The sequence below is a fragment of the Serratia sp. OLAL2 genome, assembly GCF_002752475.1.
GTDB classification, from domain to species: domain Bacteria; phylum Pseudomonadota; class Gammaproteobacteria; order Enterobacterales; family Enterobacteriaceae; genus Serratia; species Serratia bockelmannii.
Map to the genome: position 1 here is coordinate 241,038 of NZ_MSTL01000019.1, position 15,700 is coordinate 256,737.

At 58.0% G+C, this 15,700-nt stretch carries 16 protein-coding genes, 2 tRNA genes and 1 other RNA gene; 8 read left to right on the forward strand and 11 right to left on the reverse strand.

Annotated features, from left to right (window positions below; translation table 11 throughout):
- Positions 1-81: 81 nt before the first annotated feature.
- Positions 82-600 (reverse strand): non-heme ferritin, encoded by a 519-nt coding sequence (gene ftnA / locus BVU99_RS18510; protein WP_025302449.1) that lies wholly within the window; start codon positions 598-600, stop codon positions 82-84.
- Between the two features lie 344 nt (positions 601-944).
- On the opposite strand from ftnA, the gene BVU99_RS18515 reads away from it, so the two are divergent.
- Positions 945-1,175: a DNA polymerase III subunit theta gene (locus BVU99_RS18515; protein WP_043141621.1), complete on the forward strand. Its 231-nt coding sequence runs from the start codon at positions 945-947 to the stop codon at positions 1,173-1,175.
- Positions 1,176-1,205: 30 nt separating this feature from the next.
- Here BVU99_RS18515 and pip read toward each other — a convergent pair whose 3' ends face one another.
- Both pip and BVU99_RS18525 read right to left on the reverse strand, forming a co-directional pair.
- Positions 1,206-2,159 carry a prolyl aminopeptidase gene (gene pip / locus BVU99_RS18520; protein ID WP_025302447.1) on the reverse strand — a complete coding sequence of 318 codons (954 nt, stop codon included), beginning with the start codon at positions 2,157-2,159 and terminating at the stop codon, positions 1,206-1,208.
- A 156-nt stretch (positions 2,160-2,315) separates the two neighbouring features.
- Positions 2,316-2,711, reverse strand: a complete 396-nt coding sequence (locus tag BVU99_RS18525; RefSeq protein ID WP_025302446.1) for a RidA family protein — start codon at positions 2,709-2,711, stop codon at positions 2,316-2,318.
- A 148-nt stretch (positions 2,712-2,859) separates the two neighbouring features.
- Between BVU99_RS18525 and BVU99_RS18530 the strand changes: the two genes are divergently transcribed.
- Positions 2,860-3,756, forward strand: a complete 897-nt coding sequence (locus tag BVU99_RS18530) for a LysR family transcriptional regulator (RefSeq protein ID WP_049295396.1) — start codon at positions 2,860-2,862, stop codon at positions 3,754-3,756.
- A 4-nt stretch (positions 3,757-3,760) separates the two neighbouring features.
- Here the strand turns inward: BVU99_RS18530 and dksA are convergent, their stop codons facing one another.
- A complete protein-coding gene (gene dksA / locus BVU99_RS18535) occupies positions 3,761-4,186 on the reverse strand; it encodes an RNA polymerase-binding protein DksA (protein ID WP_043141630.1) in 426 nt (141 codons plus the stop codon).
- A 369-nt stretch (positions 4,187-4,555) separates the two neighbouring features.
- Between dksA and BVU99_RS18540 the strand changes: the two genes are divergently transcribed.
- Positions 4,556-5,302: a carbon-nitrogen hydrolase family protein gene (locus BVU99_RS18540; protein ID WP_025302443.1), complete on the forward strand. Its 747-nt coding sequence runs from the start codon at positions 4,556-4,558 to the stop codon at positions 5,300-5,302.
- Between the two features lie 26 nt (positions 5,303-5,328).
- Positions 5,329-5,997 (forward strand): exodeoxyribonuclease X, encoded by a 669-nt coding sequence (gene exoX, locus BVU99_RS18545; protein WP_025302442.1) that lies wholly within the window; start codon positions 5,329-5,331, stop codon positions 5,995-5,997.
- Positions 5,998-6,032: 35 nt separating this feature from the next.
- On the opposite strand, the gene BVU99_RS18550 is transcribed toward exoX, so the two are convergent.
- The 6 genes from BVU99_RS18550 to BVU99_RS18575 all read right to left on the reverse strand — a co-directional run bounded on the left by BVU99_RS18550 (position 6,033) and on the right by BVU99_RS18575 (position 12,921).
- A complete protein-coding gene (locus BVU99_RS18550) occupies positions 6,033-8,066 on the reverse strand; it encodes a prolyl oligopeptidase family serine peptidase (RefSeq protein WP_089180775.1) in 2,034 nt (677 codons plus the stop codon).
- 68 nt (positions 8,067-8,134) lie between these two features.
- The gene (locus BVU99_RS18555) at positions 8,135-8,788 is read right to left on the reverse strand and encodes a DUF533 domain-containing protein (protein ID WP_033642711.1); all 654 of its coding nucleotides are present in this window, start codon (positions 8,786-8,788) and stop codon (positions 8,135-8,137) included.
- A gap of 149 nt (positions 8,789-8,937) precedes the next feature.
- Positions 8,938-9,516, reverse strand: coding sequence for a molecular chaperone (locus BVU99_RS18560; protein WP_019455786.1), 579 nt, complete (start codon positions 9,514-9,516; stop codon positions 8,938-8,940).
- 42 nt (positions 9,517-9,558) lie between these two features.
- Positions 9,559-10,296 carry a phosphatase gene (locus BVU99_RS18565; protein WP_025302439.1) on the reverse strand — a complete coding sequence of 246 codons (738 nt, stop codon included), beginning with the start codon at positions 10,294-10,296 and terminating at the stop codon, positions 9,559-9,561.
- Between the two features lie 90 nt (positions 10,297-10,386).
- On the reverse strand, positions 10,387-11,328 hold the full coding sequence (gene ghrA / locus BVU99_RS18570) for a glyoxylate/hydroxypyruvate reductase GhrA (RefSeq protein WP_049209419.1): 942 nt from the start codon (positions 11,326-11,328) through the stop codon (positions 10,387-10,389).
- Positions 11,329-11,454: 126 nt separating this feature from the next.
- Positions 11,455-12,921: a peptide MFS transporter gene (locus BVU99_RS18575; protein WP_049203463.1), complete on the reverse strand. Its 1,467-nt coding sequence runs from the start codon at positions 12,919-12,921 to the stop codon at positions 11,455-11,457.
- 447 nt (positions 12,922-13,368) lie between these two features.
- Here BVU99_RS18575 and BVU99_RS18580 point away from each other — a divergent pair.
- The 4 genes from BVU99_RS18580 to BVU99_RS18595 all read left to right on the forward strand — a co-directional run bounded on the left by BVU99_RS18580 (position 13,369) and on the right by BVU99_RS18595 (position 15,003).
- A tRNA-Ser gene (locus tag BVU99_RS18580) sits at positions 13,369-13,458 on the forward strand.
- 452 nt (positions 13,459-13,910) lie between these two features.
- Positions 13,911-14,000, forward strand: a tRNA-Ser gene (locus BVU99_RS18585).
- A 47-nt stretch (positions 14,001-14,047) separates the two neighbouring features.
- Positions 14,048-14,167, forward strand: a non-coding RNA gene (locus tag BVU99_RS18590) — RtT sRNA.
- 194 nt (positions 14,168-14,361) lie between these two features.
- Complete coding sequence (locus BVU99_RS18595; RefSeq protein ID WP_071826111.1) at positions 14,362-15,003, forward strand: DUF2971 domain-containing protein; 642 nt, start codon at positions 14,362-14,364, stop codon at positions 15,001-15,003.
- Positions 15,004-15,167: 164 nt separating this feature from the next.
- Here the strand turns inward: BVU99_RS18595 and BVU99_RS18600 are convergent, their stop codons facing one another.
- The gene (locus tag BVU99_RS18600; protein ID WP_025302436.1) at positions 15,168-15,524 is read right to left on the reverse strand and encodes a helix-turn-helix domain-containing protein; all 357 of its coding nucleotides are present in this window, start codon (positions 15,522-15,524) and stop codon (positions 15,168-15,170) included.
- Between the last annotated feature and the right edge of the window lie 176 nt (positions 15,525-15,700).

A 15,700-nucleotide genomic window follows, 5' to 3' on the forward strand; every position in this document is an offset into this window, starting at 1 on the left:
GCATAACCGCGATAAACGCAGGGTAAAAAAAACCGCGCGTCAGGCTCGCCCGCGCGCGGTTTTTCGATGTTCTGGTGCAGATTAAGCCTGGCCGTTGCCGCCCTGACCCATCGCGCCCATTTTCTTCAGATCTTTGTCGATGAAGAACAAGCCTTTGCCGCTGGTGCCCACCAGCGCCAGCTTATCCAGCACGGATTTGAACAGTTTCTCTTCTTCATGCTGCTCCGCCACGTACCACTGCAGGAAGTTGAAGGTGGAGTAATCGTGCGCGGTCATGGCGGCGTGCGCCAGTTCGTTGATCTGACGGGTGATCAGCTGTTCGTGTTCGTAGGTCTGCTGGAACACGTCCGCCAGCGATTCGAACGCCACCGGCGGCGCGGCGATGCTGCCCAGCAGCGGTAGAGAACCGGTGTCGCTCAGGTAGTCGAACAGGCGTTGCATATGCTGCATCTCTTCCTGAGAGTGCTCTTTAAGAAATGCGGCGGCGCCTTCAAAGCCTTTATCGCTGCACCATGCGCTCATCTGCAGGTACAGGTTGGCGGAGTAGAACTCCAGATTCAGTTGCTCATTCAGCTTTTGAGTCATTTCTTGCGTCAGCATAATGATTCCTTTTATTTTGCAGGTCATGAATTTAATTTCCGCGCATTATGCCCTGCTGCCGTAAAAATAAAAACACCTTATTTACACTCAAATCACATTAATTATAAAAACCATAAATATCAATAAATTAAAATATCAACAATACATTGAGAATTAACATGATAATTATTTTCATCTTTTATTTTAATCATAAAGCGAATCATTCTTATTTAAAAGAATAAATAGATTGCATTACTGCTGGATAAATATCGCCCGCGACGGCGGCGAAACGGGCTTGCCAAGCGCCGCCGGGTGGATTACCTTCTGCGCAGATTCAATGCGGCAAAGTAAGTAAGGAGCATAGCGTGGGTTACAATCTGGCCGAGTTGTCCAAAGAAGAGATGGACAGGGTGAACGTGGATCTCGCCGCCTCAGGCGTGGCGTACAAAGAGCGCTACAACATGCCGGTGATCCCGGAAGTGGTAGAGCGCGAGCAGCCGGAGCCGCTGCGCGACTATTTTCGCGAGCGCGTGGCGCACTACCGCGCGGAATCCCACCGATTTTCGCGCCTGCCGTACGAGCCGAAGGTCAAATAACAAAACCCGCCATTACGGCGGGTTTTTGCGTCACTTGCCGGCGAACCGGTCGGTGGCGATCATCAGCTGGTGCAAAATACCCGGCTCATCATACGAATGCCCCGCCCCTTCCACGATATGCAGTTCCGCCTCCGGCCAGGCCTTGGCCAGATCCCAGGCGTTCTGCACCTGGCAGGCCATGTCATAGCGGCCGTGGACAATCACCGCCGGAATATGGCGGATCAGCGGCACATTACGCAGCAGCTGGTCATCGCTCTCCAGGAAGCCCAGATGCGTGAAGTAGTGGTTTTCAATACGGGCGAACGCCAGCGCGAAATCATCCTCGCCAAACGAAGCAGATTCACGGCTCGGCAACAGCGTGACCGTCTCCCCTTCCCACACGCTCCACAGCTTGGCCGCTTCAAGCTGCACCTGCGGATCGGCCGAGGTCAGCCGCTGCCGGTAGGCGGCGATCACGTCTTGACGCTCGTCATCCGATAGGATGGACAGCACGCGCTCCCATTTGTCCGGGAAGAAGCGCGAAGCGCCGTCCTGGTAATACCAATGCAGCTCCTGCTTGCGCAGGGTGAAGATGCCGCGCAGCACCATTTCACTGACGTGCTCCGGGTGGGTCTGCGCATAGGCGAGCGCCAGCGTAGACCCCCAGGAGCCGCCGAACACCAGCCACTGCTCGACGCCGGCCATTTCGCGCAACCGCTCGATATCGGCCACCAAGTGCCAGGTAGTATTGTTGTCCAGGCTGGCGTGCGGGCGGGAACGGCCGCAACCGCGCTGATCGAACAGCAGCACCTTGTAGCGTTCGGGATCGAACAGCTGACGATGATGCGGGGAGATGCCGCCGCCCGGTCCACCGTGAATGAAGACCGCCGGTTTACCGTTCGGGTTACCGCTCAGCTCCCAGTAGATCCGGTGGCCATCCCCAGTGTCCAGCCAACCGCTGTCGTATGCCGCTAACGGCGGGTACAAACCTCGTAATTGTTCCATGGCGCTTTCCGTCTCTCTGTGAGTCATGCTTTCATCAAAGCGGAAGCCGCCCGGCAGGTCAACGGTAAAACCCGAAAACTCGAACGCGCGCCGAGAACTCGGCGCGCGTTTGCTCAAAATCACATCGACCTGCCTGCAAAACGCCCACAGGCCCGATCAGTTAAGGTGCGCGATCGCACTGATCTCCACCAATTGCTCAGGCGAAGCCAACCCGGTGACGCCGATCAGCGAACCGGCGGGCCGGTGATCGCCGACATAGCGCTTGAACAACGCAACGCACGGTTCAAAGTGCGCCAGTACATCGGTCAGGTAGATCTCCACATACGCCAGGTTCGAACGTTCGGCACCGAATCCCGCCAATACCCGATCCAGATTGTCCAACGTCTGTTGGGTTTGCCGTTCGATATCGCCCGCGCCGATAAACTCCCCCTGCATATCATGGGAAAACTGCCCCGAGATGTAGAGGGTGTCCTTGACGCGATAGCCTTGGGACACGCCATTCTCCTCTTCCCAAATGACCCCGTGGTGATAGTGCGTGATGCCATTTTTCATGCTGATTCTCCAACCGTTTATCGTTTCCATGATGACTATAATCGTTTGATTGGCGAATGGATGTCGTCACTGAAACGACGTTGAAGATGCAGTTAATGCATTGAATATGTTAAATTAATTATCTTATCACCGGTTCTCGGAGGGCAGCATGCTACGGGCGAATCTCAATGACATTCAGGTTTTCATGGCCGTCGTCGATACCGGCAGTTTTGTCGCCGGCGGACAGACGATGGGGCTGTCGCGTTCGGCGGCGGGCAAGGCCATCGCGCGTCTGGAGCAGCGGCTGAGCGTGCGGCTGTTGCATCGCACCACGCGTTCGCTTGGCCTGACCGACGAGGGACGAGAGTTTTATCGACGTGGCCTGCAGATCCTCACTTCGGTCGACGACGCCGAGGCCAGCGTCGCCGGCGACAAGGGCACCGCACGCGGAGTGCTGCGGTTGACCGCCCCTTCCGCCTTCGGCAGACGGATCCTGTTGCCGCTGGTGCCGAAATTTCTCGTCGCCTGGCCTGAGGTGCAGGTGGAGATCAGTTTTTCCGATCGTCTGGCAGATGTCGTGGAAGAAGGATTTGATTTGGCGGTGCGGATCGGCGTCACGGCGCCGGATACCCGGCTGGTGTCCAGAACCCTCGCCAGGTATCGCGCCCTGCTGTGCGCCTCCCCCGCCTACCTCGCCGCCCGTGGCGAACCGCATACCGTCGAGTCGCTCGCCGGGCACGAGGCTCTGCTGTTCAGCAGCCGCAGCCAAAAACAGCCCTGGCGGCTGCGTGACGAGCGCGGCGAATGGGTCAAGGCCCCAGTTCGCGGCCGCCTGCGGCTGGACAGCGGAGAAGCGCTGCACGATGCCGCCTTGGCCGGGTTGGGCATCGCGTATCTGCCGGAGTTTATGATTGCGGAGGATTTGGCCGCCGGTCGTCTGCAGCAGGTGCTGCGCGCCGTGGAGGGTGAAGAAGTCAGGATTGTGGCGCTCTATCCGAATAAGCGCCTGCTGGAACCCCGCGTCAGGCGCTTTCTCGATCTCTTGGTGGATACGCTCGGCGGCTGAAACCTTACCCGCCTTTGCGCATATGCGGCTCGCGCATCTCCTGCGCGGTTTTCGCCTCGATGCTCAGCTCCGCCGTCGGGCGCAGCAACAGACGCGCCAAGCCGATGGGTTCGCCGGTTTCCCGGCAGTAGCCGTACTCGCCGTTCTGCAACCGCGCCAGCGCCGCATCGATTTTCGGCAGCAGGCGGCTTTCGCGATCCAACTGGCGGAACAACAGGCGCAGCTCTTCTTCGCGCGCCGCCTTGTCGGCTTCATCGCCCGTCGCTTCGCCGCTGTCGATCGCCTTCTTCAGCTCATCGATGTGCAGCAGCAGTTTTTGCCGCTCATCCTGCAGCAGCTGGCGGAAAAAAGCCCGTTGAACCGAGTTCATGTAATCAGAATCCGGCATGGCCAGCAGTTGCTGCGCATCCGGTAATGTCATCACTGTCATTGCGTTCTCCGAACCCTAAAAGTGTAATATTATAACATAATAATTATTTTAAGCACCCGGTCATCCAAAAACAAAATTTCACGTGCAAACAGCCAGTTACACACTACTGGCACTTTGTCGCTTGCATCCTGTCGGCTTTAGGCGGTTAATGGCTGAGCAAGCCACCCAATCATAGGTAACGAGAGGCCATCATGAGTAAGGGAATGGATAGCAAAAAAAATGCGAAGAAGAAGCCGTTGAAAACCCCAGCCGAGAAACGTGCGGAGAAACGCGCCAAAAAAGCGCATCCGTCTGGTGAGTAAGCGTCCTTCCATCCGTCATTAAACCCGCCAAGGCGGGTTTTTTATTGCCTCACTGGAGAGATGGCCAATGCCCTGCTTTACCCTCGCCGCAGCCCAATACCCCGCCGCTGCGGCCAATATCGCCTGCAACCTTGAACGTCACCTTGAATTTGTCGCGCAGGCAGCCGAACAGCAGGTGCAACTGCTGGTTTTTCCCGAACTGTCGCTAAGCGGCTATGAGCTGGCCGATGCTGCCGAACTGGCGCTGACGCTGGGCGATCCGCGTCTGCAACCGCTCGCTGCGGCGGCGCAATCGCATCAGATGACGATCATCGTCGGCGCGCCCTTGCGCAGCGGCCAGGCGCTGCATATCGCCGCCTTGATCTTTCACCCCAACGGCGCGGTGGCCGCCTATACCAAGCAACATCTGCACGGCGCGGAACAACAACGGTTCTTGCCCGGTAATGGCGGCACGCTGCTGGAAATACATCGGCAACGCATCGCACTGGCTATCTGCGCCGACACCTCGCAACCCGGCCACGCAAGTGCCGCCGCGCTGGCGGGTGCGCAGATTTATGCCGCCGGCGTGCTGGTATCTGAAGCCGGTTACGCGAAAGACAGCGCCACGCTGGCAGGCTATGCCCGGCGTTATGGCATGGTCACGCTGATGGCCAACCATGCAGCGCCAACCGGTGGCTGGATCCCGGCAGGCCGCAGCGCCATCTGGGATGAAACGGGAGCGCTTTTGGTTGCCGCACCGGATGACGCCCCTGGTCTTGTCATCGCCGACAAGACCCGCGACGGTTGGCACGGCCGCCTGTGCCGGTTAAGCTGAAGCCTGACGGCAACGCGGAGGAAAGCATGACGTTACGCGTAATAGATACCGAGACCTGCGGGCTGGACGGCGGCGTGGTGGAAGTGGCCTCCCTCGATCTGCTCGACGGCCAATTGACCAACCCGATGAGCGATCTGGTCAGCCCGGACCGCCCCATCAGCCTCGACGCGATGGCGATTCATCACATCACCGAACAGATGGTGGAAGACAAACCGCGCATTGCGGTGGCGATCGGCCGCTATCAGGGCAGCCCCTACTATGTGGCGCACAACGCCGCCTTTGATCGCGGGGTGTTGCCGGAGATGAACGGCGCCTGGATCTGCACCCTCAAGCTGGCGCGCACGTTGTATCCGGACATCAAGTACGGCAACCAGTATCTGCGCTACGCGCTGAATCTGGACGTGCAGCTGCCGGCAGACGCCACGCTGTACCCGCACCGCGCGCTGTATGACTGCTACGTCACCGCCGCGCTGCTGCAACGCATCATCAAGGATTCGGGCTGGACGCCGGAGCAAATGGTGCAGATCACCGAACAGCCGGTGCTGCTGAAGAAGTTCAAGTTCGGCAAGTATCGCGGGCAGGAGATTGATCGCATCGCCCAGGAAGATCCTGGCTATCTGCGCTGGATGCTGAAATCCATCGACGATCTGAGCCCGGACATGAAGCACACTCTGAAATACTATCTGATCGGCTAACACGGCGGGCGGCGCAGGCCGCCCGCCGAATGCCGTTACTCCGCCAGCGCCAGAATGAAGGCGTACTCCAACGCAATATCCTCATAGGCCTTGAAACGGCCGGATTTGCCGCCGTGGCCGGCATCCATGTCGGTATACAGCAGCAGCTGCCGATCGTCGGTTTTCAGCTCGCGCAGCTTGGCCACCCACTTGGCCGGCTCCCAATACTGCACCTGCGAATCGTGCAGGCCGGTGGTCACCAGCAGATGCGGGTACTCCTGCGCTTTCACCTGATCGTACGGGCTGTACTGCTTGATGTAGTCGTAATAGGCCTGCTCGTTCGGGTTGCCCCACTCGTCGTATTCGCCGGTGGTCAGCGGAATGGACTCATCCAGCATGGTGGTCACCACGTCGACGAACGGCACCTGCGCCACCACGCCGTGGAACAGCTGCGGCGCCTGGTTGATCACCGCGCCCATCAGCAGGCCGCCCGCGCTGCCGCCCATCGCGAACACCCGCTTGCCGTCGCCGTATCCTTGGGCGACCAGCGTTTCGGTCACGTCGATAAAGTCGTTGAAGGTGTTCTGCTTGTTGAACAGTTTGCCGTCTTCATACCACAGCTGCCCCAGCTCGCCGCCGCCACGAATGTGCGCCAGCGCGAACACGACACCGCGATCCAGCAGGCTCAGGCGGCTGGCGCTGAACGCCGGATCCATACTGCTGCCGTAAGATCCGTAGCCATACACCATCAGCGGGTTGGTGCCGCGCTGGAAGCTGTCCTGGCGATACACCAGCGAGACCGGCACTTCGACGCCGTCGCGCGCCTTCACCCACACCCGCTCGCTGCGGTAGTTTTCTGGCGTGAAGTTCTTCACTTCCTGCTGTTTGAGCATCGTCCGCTCGCCGCTGTCCATGTTCAGCTCGTACAGCGTGGTCGGGGTGGTCATCGACGAATAGCCGTAGCGCAGCAGCGCGGTCTCCGGATCCGGGTTATACGCCAGCCAGGTGGTGTAAGTCGGATCGTCGAAGGCGATGCGCTTCTCTTCGCCGCTTTGCCAATGGATCTGGCGTAGCAGCGTCAGGCCGGCATTGCGCTCTTCGACCACCAACCAATCACGGAACAGGCTGAAGCCCTCCAGCATCACGTCGCCGCGCGGGGCGATCAGCGTCTGCCACTGCGCTTCATCCGCCTGTTCGCTTTGGTACAGGCCGAAGTTCTTGCCGTCCTTGTTGGAGCGGATATAGAAATGCTGGTGATAGTGATCGATGGCGTACTCGTGATCCTTGCGGCGCGGCACGAACAGCTGCGGCTTGGCGTCCGCGCGATCGGCATCCAGCAGCAGGATCTCCGAGGTGGTGGTGCTGCTCAGGTGGATCAGGATAAAGCGCTCGGAGGTGGTCTTCTCCAGCCCGACGTAAAAGGTATCGTCCCGCTCTTCGTAAATCAGCTCATCCTGCTGCGGATCGCTGCCCACCACGTGACGATAGACCTGATACGGCAACAGCGTCTTGGCGTGCTTGCGCACGTAGTAGACCGTCGAGGAGTCGTTGGCCCACTCGAAGCTGCCGGAGGTGTTTTCCAGCACTTCGTCCGCCCAGCTGCCGTCGGCCAGGCTCTTGAAGCGAATGTCATACTGGCGGCGCGACAGGAAATCCTCCGCCACCCCCAGCCGCTGGTTGTCGGGGCTGACGTCCAGCCCGCCCAGGGTATAAAACTCGTGATTCTCGGCGCGCTGGTTGCCGTCAATAAGCACCTCCCAGTGCTCACTCTCGGCCTGCGGCTGGCGCACGGAAATCGCGTATTCGTTGCCCGGCTCGTAGCGCGTCTGATAGCGATAGCCATGGCGCACGTAAGGCACCGAATGTTCCTGCTGCGGAATACGCGCCACCATCTCTTCGTACAGGGTTTCACGCAGCGCCTGCTGTGGCTTCAGCATCGCATCGGTATAGGCGTTCTCCGCCTGCAGGTAGTCCAGCACCTGGCGGTCTGCGCGCTCGTCGTCGCGCAGCCAGTAGTAGTCATCCACGCGCGTGTCGCCGTGGATAGTGATGGGATAAGGACGTTTTTCCGCTTTCGGTGGGGTCATCATTGCTAAATCATCCGCTTACATAGATTGCGGCAAGAGTGACACGATTCCCCCCGGCTTGCCAAGCGGCGCTACGCCAGCTCGCGCTTTTTCTCGTTGACGTCGCTCTCGATGCCCTGCTTGACGTCCGCCGGGATCTTCAGCGCCTGTGCCAACGCATCGAGATAGCCGCGCTCCATAAAATGATCGACGTCGATCACCAGACAGCTCAGGTAATAAACCTCCAGCGCCTCGTCTTCGTTTTGCACGCTGCGGGCGATCAATGCCGGGTTGAGCGGCTGATCGAGCGCTTCCTGTACCCAACCCTGCGCCTCTTCCCCCACCTGCAACTGCGCCAGGCTGTGATCGATGGCACGCTGCTCGTCGGCATCGATATGGCCGTCGCTCTTGGCGGCAAACACCAGCGCCTGCACCAGGCGTTTGGCGCGCAGATCCACCGGCGTGGTTTGCAAACCGAACTGCGGTTCGTCCTGATGGGTCTCTTTCACCCGCTGTTTGTACTTGTTCCACAGCACTGCGCCCACCGCCGCGCTGCCACCGATAATCAGCGCATTCTTGCCGAACTTGCCCACCAGCTTGCGCGAGGACTTGTTGGCCAACAGCACGCCGACCAGGCCGCCCAGCGCCGTGGGCGCCAGCAGCTTGCCGATGCCTTCCGCCCCGCCCATCGCGCCGGCCTTCTGCCCGATCAACGTTTGAATCTGTTGCATCCAGTTACTTTTCATCATCTACCCCTTGCGTGAAAAAACGCGGCGCGCAGGCGCGGCCGAACCGACGGTAAACCGCCAGATTAGGGGATCTTTTGTCAATTTACGTCTGGGGGATGCAAACCTGTGTTTAGCGGGCCGGGCGGCCCGCCTGGATGGCTGCGGCGTTACGCCTCTTCGTCGCCCGCTTCGTCGTCCTGCTCGTACTCCGCCAGCTCGTCGCGCATCGCCTGGATGGCGTCACGAGTCATCAGCGCCAGCGTGCGGTAGAAACCGGTGGTGGCGTGCGCTTCCACTTTACCGAGGAAACGGCCGCACCACGGCAACAGGAACTCGTCGAACAGCGCGATCTGCGCCTGTGCTTCATCTTCCTGCGACTGATCTTCCAGCCAGGACGCCGCCAGCAACAGCTGGCCGAAATGGTCGGCCGGTGCCTCCGCCAGCGGCATGCCGCGCTGCTGCAAGAAGGTGCGCACTTCCGCTTCGCTGGCGCCTTCGACGTAGTCGGAGCGGAACGGCGACACGCTGCACTCGCTGCCGACGAACATCGCGTTGAAGTCGGTCGCCAGTTGGTTGACATCGCAGCCCTGCTGCAGGCGCTTCAGCAGGTCATCCTGCTCCAGCGGCCAGTGCTGCTGCAGCTTGCCCTCTTTGATCAGCGCAAACAGCGGCACCAGCAGCGGATCCTGCGGCTGGCGGTAGAACAGCGTACCCAGCACGCGGCAGACAATCGAAAACTCATTCATGATAAAGCCTTATTCAATACGGAAAATTTTGCCGGGACGATGTCACAAATCGGCCAATTCCGCAATCGCCGGCTTGCCGCGCCGTTCGAGAAAATCCAGCAGCCGGCGCGGGCTGACGTTGAGAATGCGCTCCTGCGGGAAGCCCACCTCGTCGATGATGCGCTCGCAGTGCTCAAAGTTGCCCAGCGAAAAGGCAACGTGCGAATCCGAACCCAGCGCCAACCAACCGCCGGCATCGCGCACGGCGGCGGCGATCGCCCGACAGTTGGCCTCGCTGCCCTTGCGGGAGTGGGTGAACGACGAGTTATTCAGCTCCAGCGCCACCTCGTATTTGGCCGCCGCCGCCGCGACGGCGGGAATGTCGATCGGATAACGTGGGTTGCCGGGGTGGCTGATGATATGCACGTCCCCCTGCGCCATCGCGGCGATCATCGCTTCAGTATTGGACGCTTTATCCTGCGGCGCAAACACCGGCTCGTGGAAACCGGCGATGATCACGTCGGTGGCGGTCAACATCGGGCCGGTGCAGTCGATGTCGCCCTGTAGGTTTTTGATGTTGGCTTCGATACCGCGCAAGATGCCCACGCCGTTCACCCGGCGCGGCCAGACGTGCATGTTCATAAAGTGCCAGTAGTGCGGCGCATCGGCCATGTCCGGGCCGTGATCGGTGATGGCGAACAGCTTGATGCCCTTCTGCTGGGCTTCGGCGATGTAATCGTGCAGCGTGCTGTAAGCGTGGGTGCTGGCGACGGTGTGCATGTGCAAATCAACGGGGTACATTGTTTCTCCTTCCAGAGGGCCCGCCCGCAAAGGTACGGGCAGGCGCGATGACGATAACAGCTTATCAGTTACCGAACGGCGGCTGAAGGATCAGTAACCCCGCTGCCTGTCGACCACGCCGGCCGGGGTGTGCCCCGCCTCCAGCGCGCGGATGTTGGCGGCGATCTGATCCATCGCCTGCTGCGGCAACGTGATGGCAGCAATATGCGGGGTTATGGTGACACGCGGATGACGCCAGAACGGGTGATCCTGCGGCAACGGCTCGCGAGCGAACACGTCCAGCGTGGTGGCGGCCAGCTGCCCCTGCTCGAGCGCCGCCAGCAAATCGGCTTCCACCAGATGCGCGCCGCGCGCGATGTTGATGAGGTAGGCGCCCGTGCTCAACTGCGCGAACAGCTCGCGGTTGAGGATGCCGACGGTCTCCGGCGTATTGGGCAGCAGGTTGATCAGCAGTTTGACGCCGTCGAGGAAGGCCGCGCGCTGCGCCTCCCCGGCGAAACTTTGCACGCCGTCGATCTGTTTGGCGCTGCGGCTCCAGCAGCGCACGCGAAAGCCAAACTCGGTCAGCTTGCGCGCCACGCTCTGCCCCAGCACGCCGGCGCCGAGGATGCCGATGGTGAAATCATCCAGCGAGTGAGGATCGAGCGGCTGCCATTCCTGCCGCTGCTGCAGCGCCTGATACTCGTCGAAACGGCGGAAATAGCGCAGTACATAGCTCAGCGCATATTCCTGCATCTGCTGCGCCATGCCGGTATCCTCCAGCCGCAGCAGCGGCACGCCGGCGGGCAGCGTGCCGGGGTGTTTGCGCTCCTGATCAAGAATGGCATCGACGCCGGCGCCGAGGGCGAACACCGCTTTCAGATCGCGGCGGTTGGCCAGCATTTCGTGCGGCGGGCGCCACACCAGCGCGTAATCGGCTGGCCGCTCGTCGCCGCGCTGCCACTCGCGGATCTCGGCCTGCGGTAGGCGTTGCTTGATGCCGGCCAGCCATTCCTGGGCGTTAAACAAGGGGTGGTAATAAATGATGTTCATACTGCGGGCTCCCGTTTGTTTTTATTGGTTTTCCTCCAGCCTTCCGCGATTCGCCGCCGGATGCAAGCGTTAAAGCCCAAAATAAAAACAGCCCCGACCAGTGGGGCTGTTGCGCATACTCGCCAATCAGGCGGCAGACGGGCCGTCGCGCCGGATAAGGCGCCGCAGCAGCGGAATGAGAATCAGCATCGCCACGCCGACGCCCGTCGCCCCCCAGCCCAGCGCGCTGAAGATTTCGCTGTAGCCGGGATTGGTTTGCAGCGGCGTGTTGCCGCTGTTTTCCGGCATCAGGCCGGAGACGTAGCCCGCCAACACCGAAGCGACGCCGGTCACCATCATCCAGCAGCCCATCATCACGCCCTGATAGCGCGGCGGCGCCAGCTTGCCGATCATCGCGTAACCGATCGGCGAGATCATCAATTCGCCAACGCTTTGCAGCACATAGCTGATGACGATCCATTTAAACGCCACCAGCCCGTCGCCGCCCGCCATGCTGATGCCCAGCGGCAGCACCAGCATGCCGAGCCCGATACAGAACAGCGATCCGGAGAACTGCAGCGGAATGTCGATGTTGCAACCGCGAGCGCGCAGGCGATTGAACCACCAGGCCAGCAGCGGGCCGCCCACCACGATCACCAGCGTGTTGATGTTCTGGATCCACTGCGGCGCCACCTGAATGCCGTAAACGTTCAGATTGATGTTGTGCTCGGAGAACAGCATCAGCCCCATCGGCGCCAGCTGGTACAGCGCCCAGAACACCAGCGAGCCCAGCGCCAGGATCAGATAAGCCGCCATTCTGCGGCGCTCATCGCGCGGATGGTGGCGCAGCGTCACGACGCACAGCATCAGGAAGATCAGCGCGCCGAGCACAATCACGAAATGGCCGCTGAACTCGGCGTGGGTCAGCATCACACGGATGATCGGCACCAGCGCTACCAACACCGCCAGCCCGACCAGCATGCGCCAACGGTATTGGCTGCGGCTGGCATCGTGCAGCGGCGTATTGAGATCGGCCAGAATGCGCCAACGGCAGACGGCGACGATAATCGCCGCCGCGTTGCCCAGCGTGGCAAACAGGAACAGCGCGCGGTAGTTTTCCGTCAGTTGGAAATAACCGGCGACGGTAAAGCCGACGAAGAACCCGAGGTTCATGCCGGCGTAGTTCCACAGGAAGGCCGATTCGCGCCGATCATCGTCCGGCTTGAAACGCTGAGTCAGCATCATATTAATGCAGGTCACGTTAAGGCCGCTGCCGGTCAGGAACATCGCCAGCCCCCAGTACAGCCCCCACACGCCCGCGACGGCAATCAGCGCGCAGCCGATCACCTGCAGCACCATGCCGAGCACGAACAGGTTGCGGTTGCTGAGGAAACGGCCGCCGAGATAGCCGCCGAACATGTGCAGGCCATAGTTGAAGGCGCCGAACACGCCCATCATGGCGTTGGCGCTGCTTTCGTTGAAGCCCAGCCGCTTGGTGGCGTACAGCACCAGCGTGGAATAGAGTACGGCGAAACCCAGCGTGGCGAAGATCTGGATGAAGAACAGCGCCCCCGCACCGGGGGGAATGGCATGGCGCGCTTGCGGCGCCGGCATGGCATCTGAAGGAGTCAAAACGAACCTCTACTGCATTATTATGTAATGAGTCTGTCCCTGTCTGCGATATCGCCGGCCTGTCACCCGGCAATCTGCGCGGCGTTGTGATGTTCCTTGCCAAAAACGCCGCGCCGACACAATTCCATTTAGCGACACATCTGACTAATAATCCAGTATTAATGCATATAACAGCAGACAACCTAACGTCAGTGGCGATATATTGAGCTACCTGTACAGAAAAAGGTCAAACAATCGTCTTTTATGGATTCCGACTGCGGTCTACCCTGCCCACGTGTGGCCACGAGTGGGAATATCGTTCGGTAAATCAGCAAATTGCTGCAAGTTTGGCTAAACAGTCATGAGAATGAAATAAGAGGGTTGACGCTGAGATCAGATTCTCCTACATTAGCGCCCGTCGACAGCGCAAAGCGTTATCGACAACAAAACGGTGAGGTGTCTGAGTGGCTGAAGGAGCACGCCTGGAAAGTGTGTATACGCGAAAGTGTATCGAGGGTTCGAACCCCTCTCTCACCGCCAAATTTAAAGAGAAAGCCTGGATTCGCGTCCAGGCTTTTTTTGCATGGCTCACCGCCGAGAGGGGTGAGAAGCCTCGACAGGGTTCGACAAAACGCCCGCGTTTTGGACCGCCAACGGCGGCCCGCAGGGTGAGCGCAGCGAATCAAGCCCTCTCTCACCGCAAAATTCAAAGAGAAAGCCTGGATTCGCGTCCAGGCTTTTTTTTGCATGGTGCACTGCGCATCTCCCCAGCCTCTGCGATCATGATCCCCATTTCCGCCGGTTATCCACGAGCCCTACTTCTGATTTTCTCACCCTTTCATGACATCTGCCCTGCCGTTCGCCGCAGTTTTCAGCAAAGTGCGCACGGCTTGAGCGGACGAACAAAAACACAGAAATTATTCTTGACCGGATCGGCCCCACTCCCTATAGTAGCGCCCCGTTGCAGCGATGATTTCGCAACAAAAAAATATGGTGAGGTGTCCGAGTGGCTGAAGGAGCACGCCTGGAAAGTGTGTATACGCGAAAGTGTATCGAGGGTTCGAATCCCTCCCTCACCGCCATATTCTAACGAGAAAGCCTGAGCGAAAGTTCAGGCTTTTTTGTTTGCATAACGCACCGACCGGGAGGGTGAGAACCCTCGACAGGGTTCGACAAAACGCTTGCGTTTTGGACCGCCAACGGCGGCCCGCAGGGTGAGCGCAGCGAATCTATCCCTCCCTCACCGCCATATTCTAACGAGAAAGCCTGAGCGAAAGCTCAGACTTTTTTGTTTATGATTGTATACTAATCGCCAGATAGAAAATTGGTGTTCAAACAGAGTCATGCGCAACTAGTATAAATTACCGCAATACGTAGCGACAAGAACAAGCTGCAACCATTCAAAATTTCCGCAAAACACGGTATAAGGTTATAAATAAAAATATGATTGTTTATTACTTCACATCAGCAAAGTATGGAATTGATAATCTCAAGCATAAACGATTAAAGATATCAAACTTTTTAAATGTCAATGATCCATTTGAGCTACTAGGTGTCGAATTAGGTGATAAAAAAGTACGGAATGCTGCAAATTTTGAGAAAAATAAAATATCCGAAGAATATGGGTTAATATGCTTTAGTGAAGATAAATATAACCCAGTTCAGTGGGCCCATTACGGCGATAATCACAAAGGTGTTTGTCTCGGGTTCGAGATCCAAGAAGAACTCCTCCAAAAAGTCAAATATGTTTCCGAACGCCTATTGAAAAAAACAATAGAAGAATCAGAATTTAACAAAAAGATACTCACTACTAAATTTAGCCACTGGAATTACGAGAAAGAAAGAAGATTAATAATTAAGAATTGTAATTTCCCTGAAGATAGTAACGGCATAAGATTTAAAGAGTTTGACACTGACATCGTACTTAAAGAGATTTATATCGGCTGTAAATCTAAGCTAACATATCAAGATATTACTTCTTCATATAGCAGTGCAAACAAGAGTGTTGTCGTAAAGATGACAAGGCCAGCATTTAAAACCTTCCGTATTGTCTGGGATAAAAGGAATAAAAGCACGCGTACTTAGCATTATATACAACCCCTACAATAGATAAATAGAAGCATTGTAAATAAAACACAGAATAGAAAAACTCAATAGAACTATTGAATAGCTTTAATAGATAGAATCCTGTCACTGACAAAAAAGCCCGAACGCAAATTCAGGCTTTTTTATCCCCACTGCCCAACCGATCAGTGGTGCGTGCATCTCACCGACGTTGGCTGCGCCAACGCACGGCGCCAGTCACCCGGCGTTTGGCCGAACTGGCGCTTGAAGCTGCGGTTGAACGACTGCTGTGAGTCGAAGCCGAGCGAGATCGCCACGCTGACAATCGGTTCACCGCTGTTGGCCAAACGCTCCGCCGACACCTTCAATTTTTGCATACGGATATACTCCCCCAACGCGTAGCCGGTCTGGCGCTTGAACATGCGCTGCAGATGCCATTTGGAGTAGCCCGCGCGGTCCGCTACGGTGTTGATATCCAATTTTTCTTCCAGATTGTTGTCGATCCACGTCTTCAAATCGGTAATGAAACCCGTCGTGTTCATGCTGATGCTCCCATCATTCGGCAGGGTCCCCCTCTGCCCGATGCACATACGTTGCAACAGTTTCGCTTTAAATGCAATTTTTATTATTGCATTTACCAGAAAGCCGCCTCTATACTCCACCCAATTAATGTAACCGATATTGATACATTAATGTGACACCAATATGTTTCAAAACC

What these genes read in the sequence shown, in the direction of transcription:
- ftnA (WP_025302449.1), bottom strand. Translation starts at nt 600, where the DNA reads ATGCTGACGCAAGAAATGACTCAAAAGCTGAATGAGCAACTGAATCTG.
- BVU99_RS18600 (WP_025302436.1), bottom strand. Translation starts at nt 15,524, where the DNA reads ATGAACACGACGGGTTTCATTACCGATTTGAAGACGTGGATCGACAAC.
- BVU99_RS18595 (WP_071826111.1), top strand. Translation starts at nt 14,362, where the DNA reads ATGATTGTTTATTACTTCACATCAGCAAAGTATGGAATTGATAATCTC.
- BVU99_RS18540 (WP_025302443.1), top strand. Translation starts at nt 4,556, where the DNA reads ATGCCCTGCTTTACCCTCGCCGCAGCCCAATACCCCGCCGCTGCGGCC.
- BVU99_RS18530 (WP_049295396.1), top strand. Translation starts at nt 2,860, where the DNA reads ATGCTACGGGCGAATCTCAATGACATTCAGGTTTTCATGGCCGTCGTC.
- dksA (WP_043141630.1), bottom strand. Translation starts at nt 4,186, where the DNA reads ATGACAGTGATGACATTACCGGATGCGCAGCAACTGCTGGCCATGCCG.
- BVU99_RS18575 (WP_049203463.1), bottom strand. Translation starts at nt 12,921, where the DNA reads ATGCCGGCGCCGCAAGCGCGCCATGCCATTCCCCCCGGTGCGGGGGCG.
- ghrA (WP_049209419.1), bottom strand. Translation starts at nt 11,328, where the DNA reads ATGAACATCATTTATTACCACCCCTTGTTTAACGCCCAGGAATGGCTG.
- BVU99_RS18525 (WP_025302446.1), bottom strand. Translation starts at nt 2,711, where the DNA reads ATGAAAAATGGCATCACGCACTATCACCACGGGGTCATTTGGGAAGAG.
- pip (WP_025302447.1), bottom strand. Translation starts at nt 2,159, where the DNA reads ATGGAACAATTACGAGGTTTGTACCCGCCGTTAGCGGCATACGACAGC.
- BVU99_RS18560 (WP_019455786.1), bottom strand. Translation starts at nt 9,516, where the DNA reads ATGAATGAGTTTTCGATTGTCTGCCGCGTGCTGGGTACGCTGTTCTAC.
- exoX (WP_025302442.1), top strand. Translation starts at nt 5,329, where the DNA reads ATGACGTTACGCGTAATAGATACCGAGACCTGCGGGCTGGACGGCGGC.
- BVU99_RS18550 (WP_089180775.1), bottom strand. Translation starts at nt 8,066, where the DNA reads ATGATGACCCCACCGAAAGCGGAAAAACGTCCTTATCCCATCACTATC.
- BVU99_RS18555 (WP_033642711.1), bottom strand. Translation starts at nt 8,788, where the DNA reads ATGAAAAGTAACTGGATGCAACAGATTCAAACGTTGATCGGGCAGAAG.
- BVU99_RS18565 (WP_025302439.1), bottom strand. Translation starts at nt 10,296, where the DNA reads ATGTACCCCGTTGATTTGCACATGCACACCGTCGCCAGCACCCACGCT.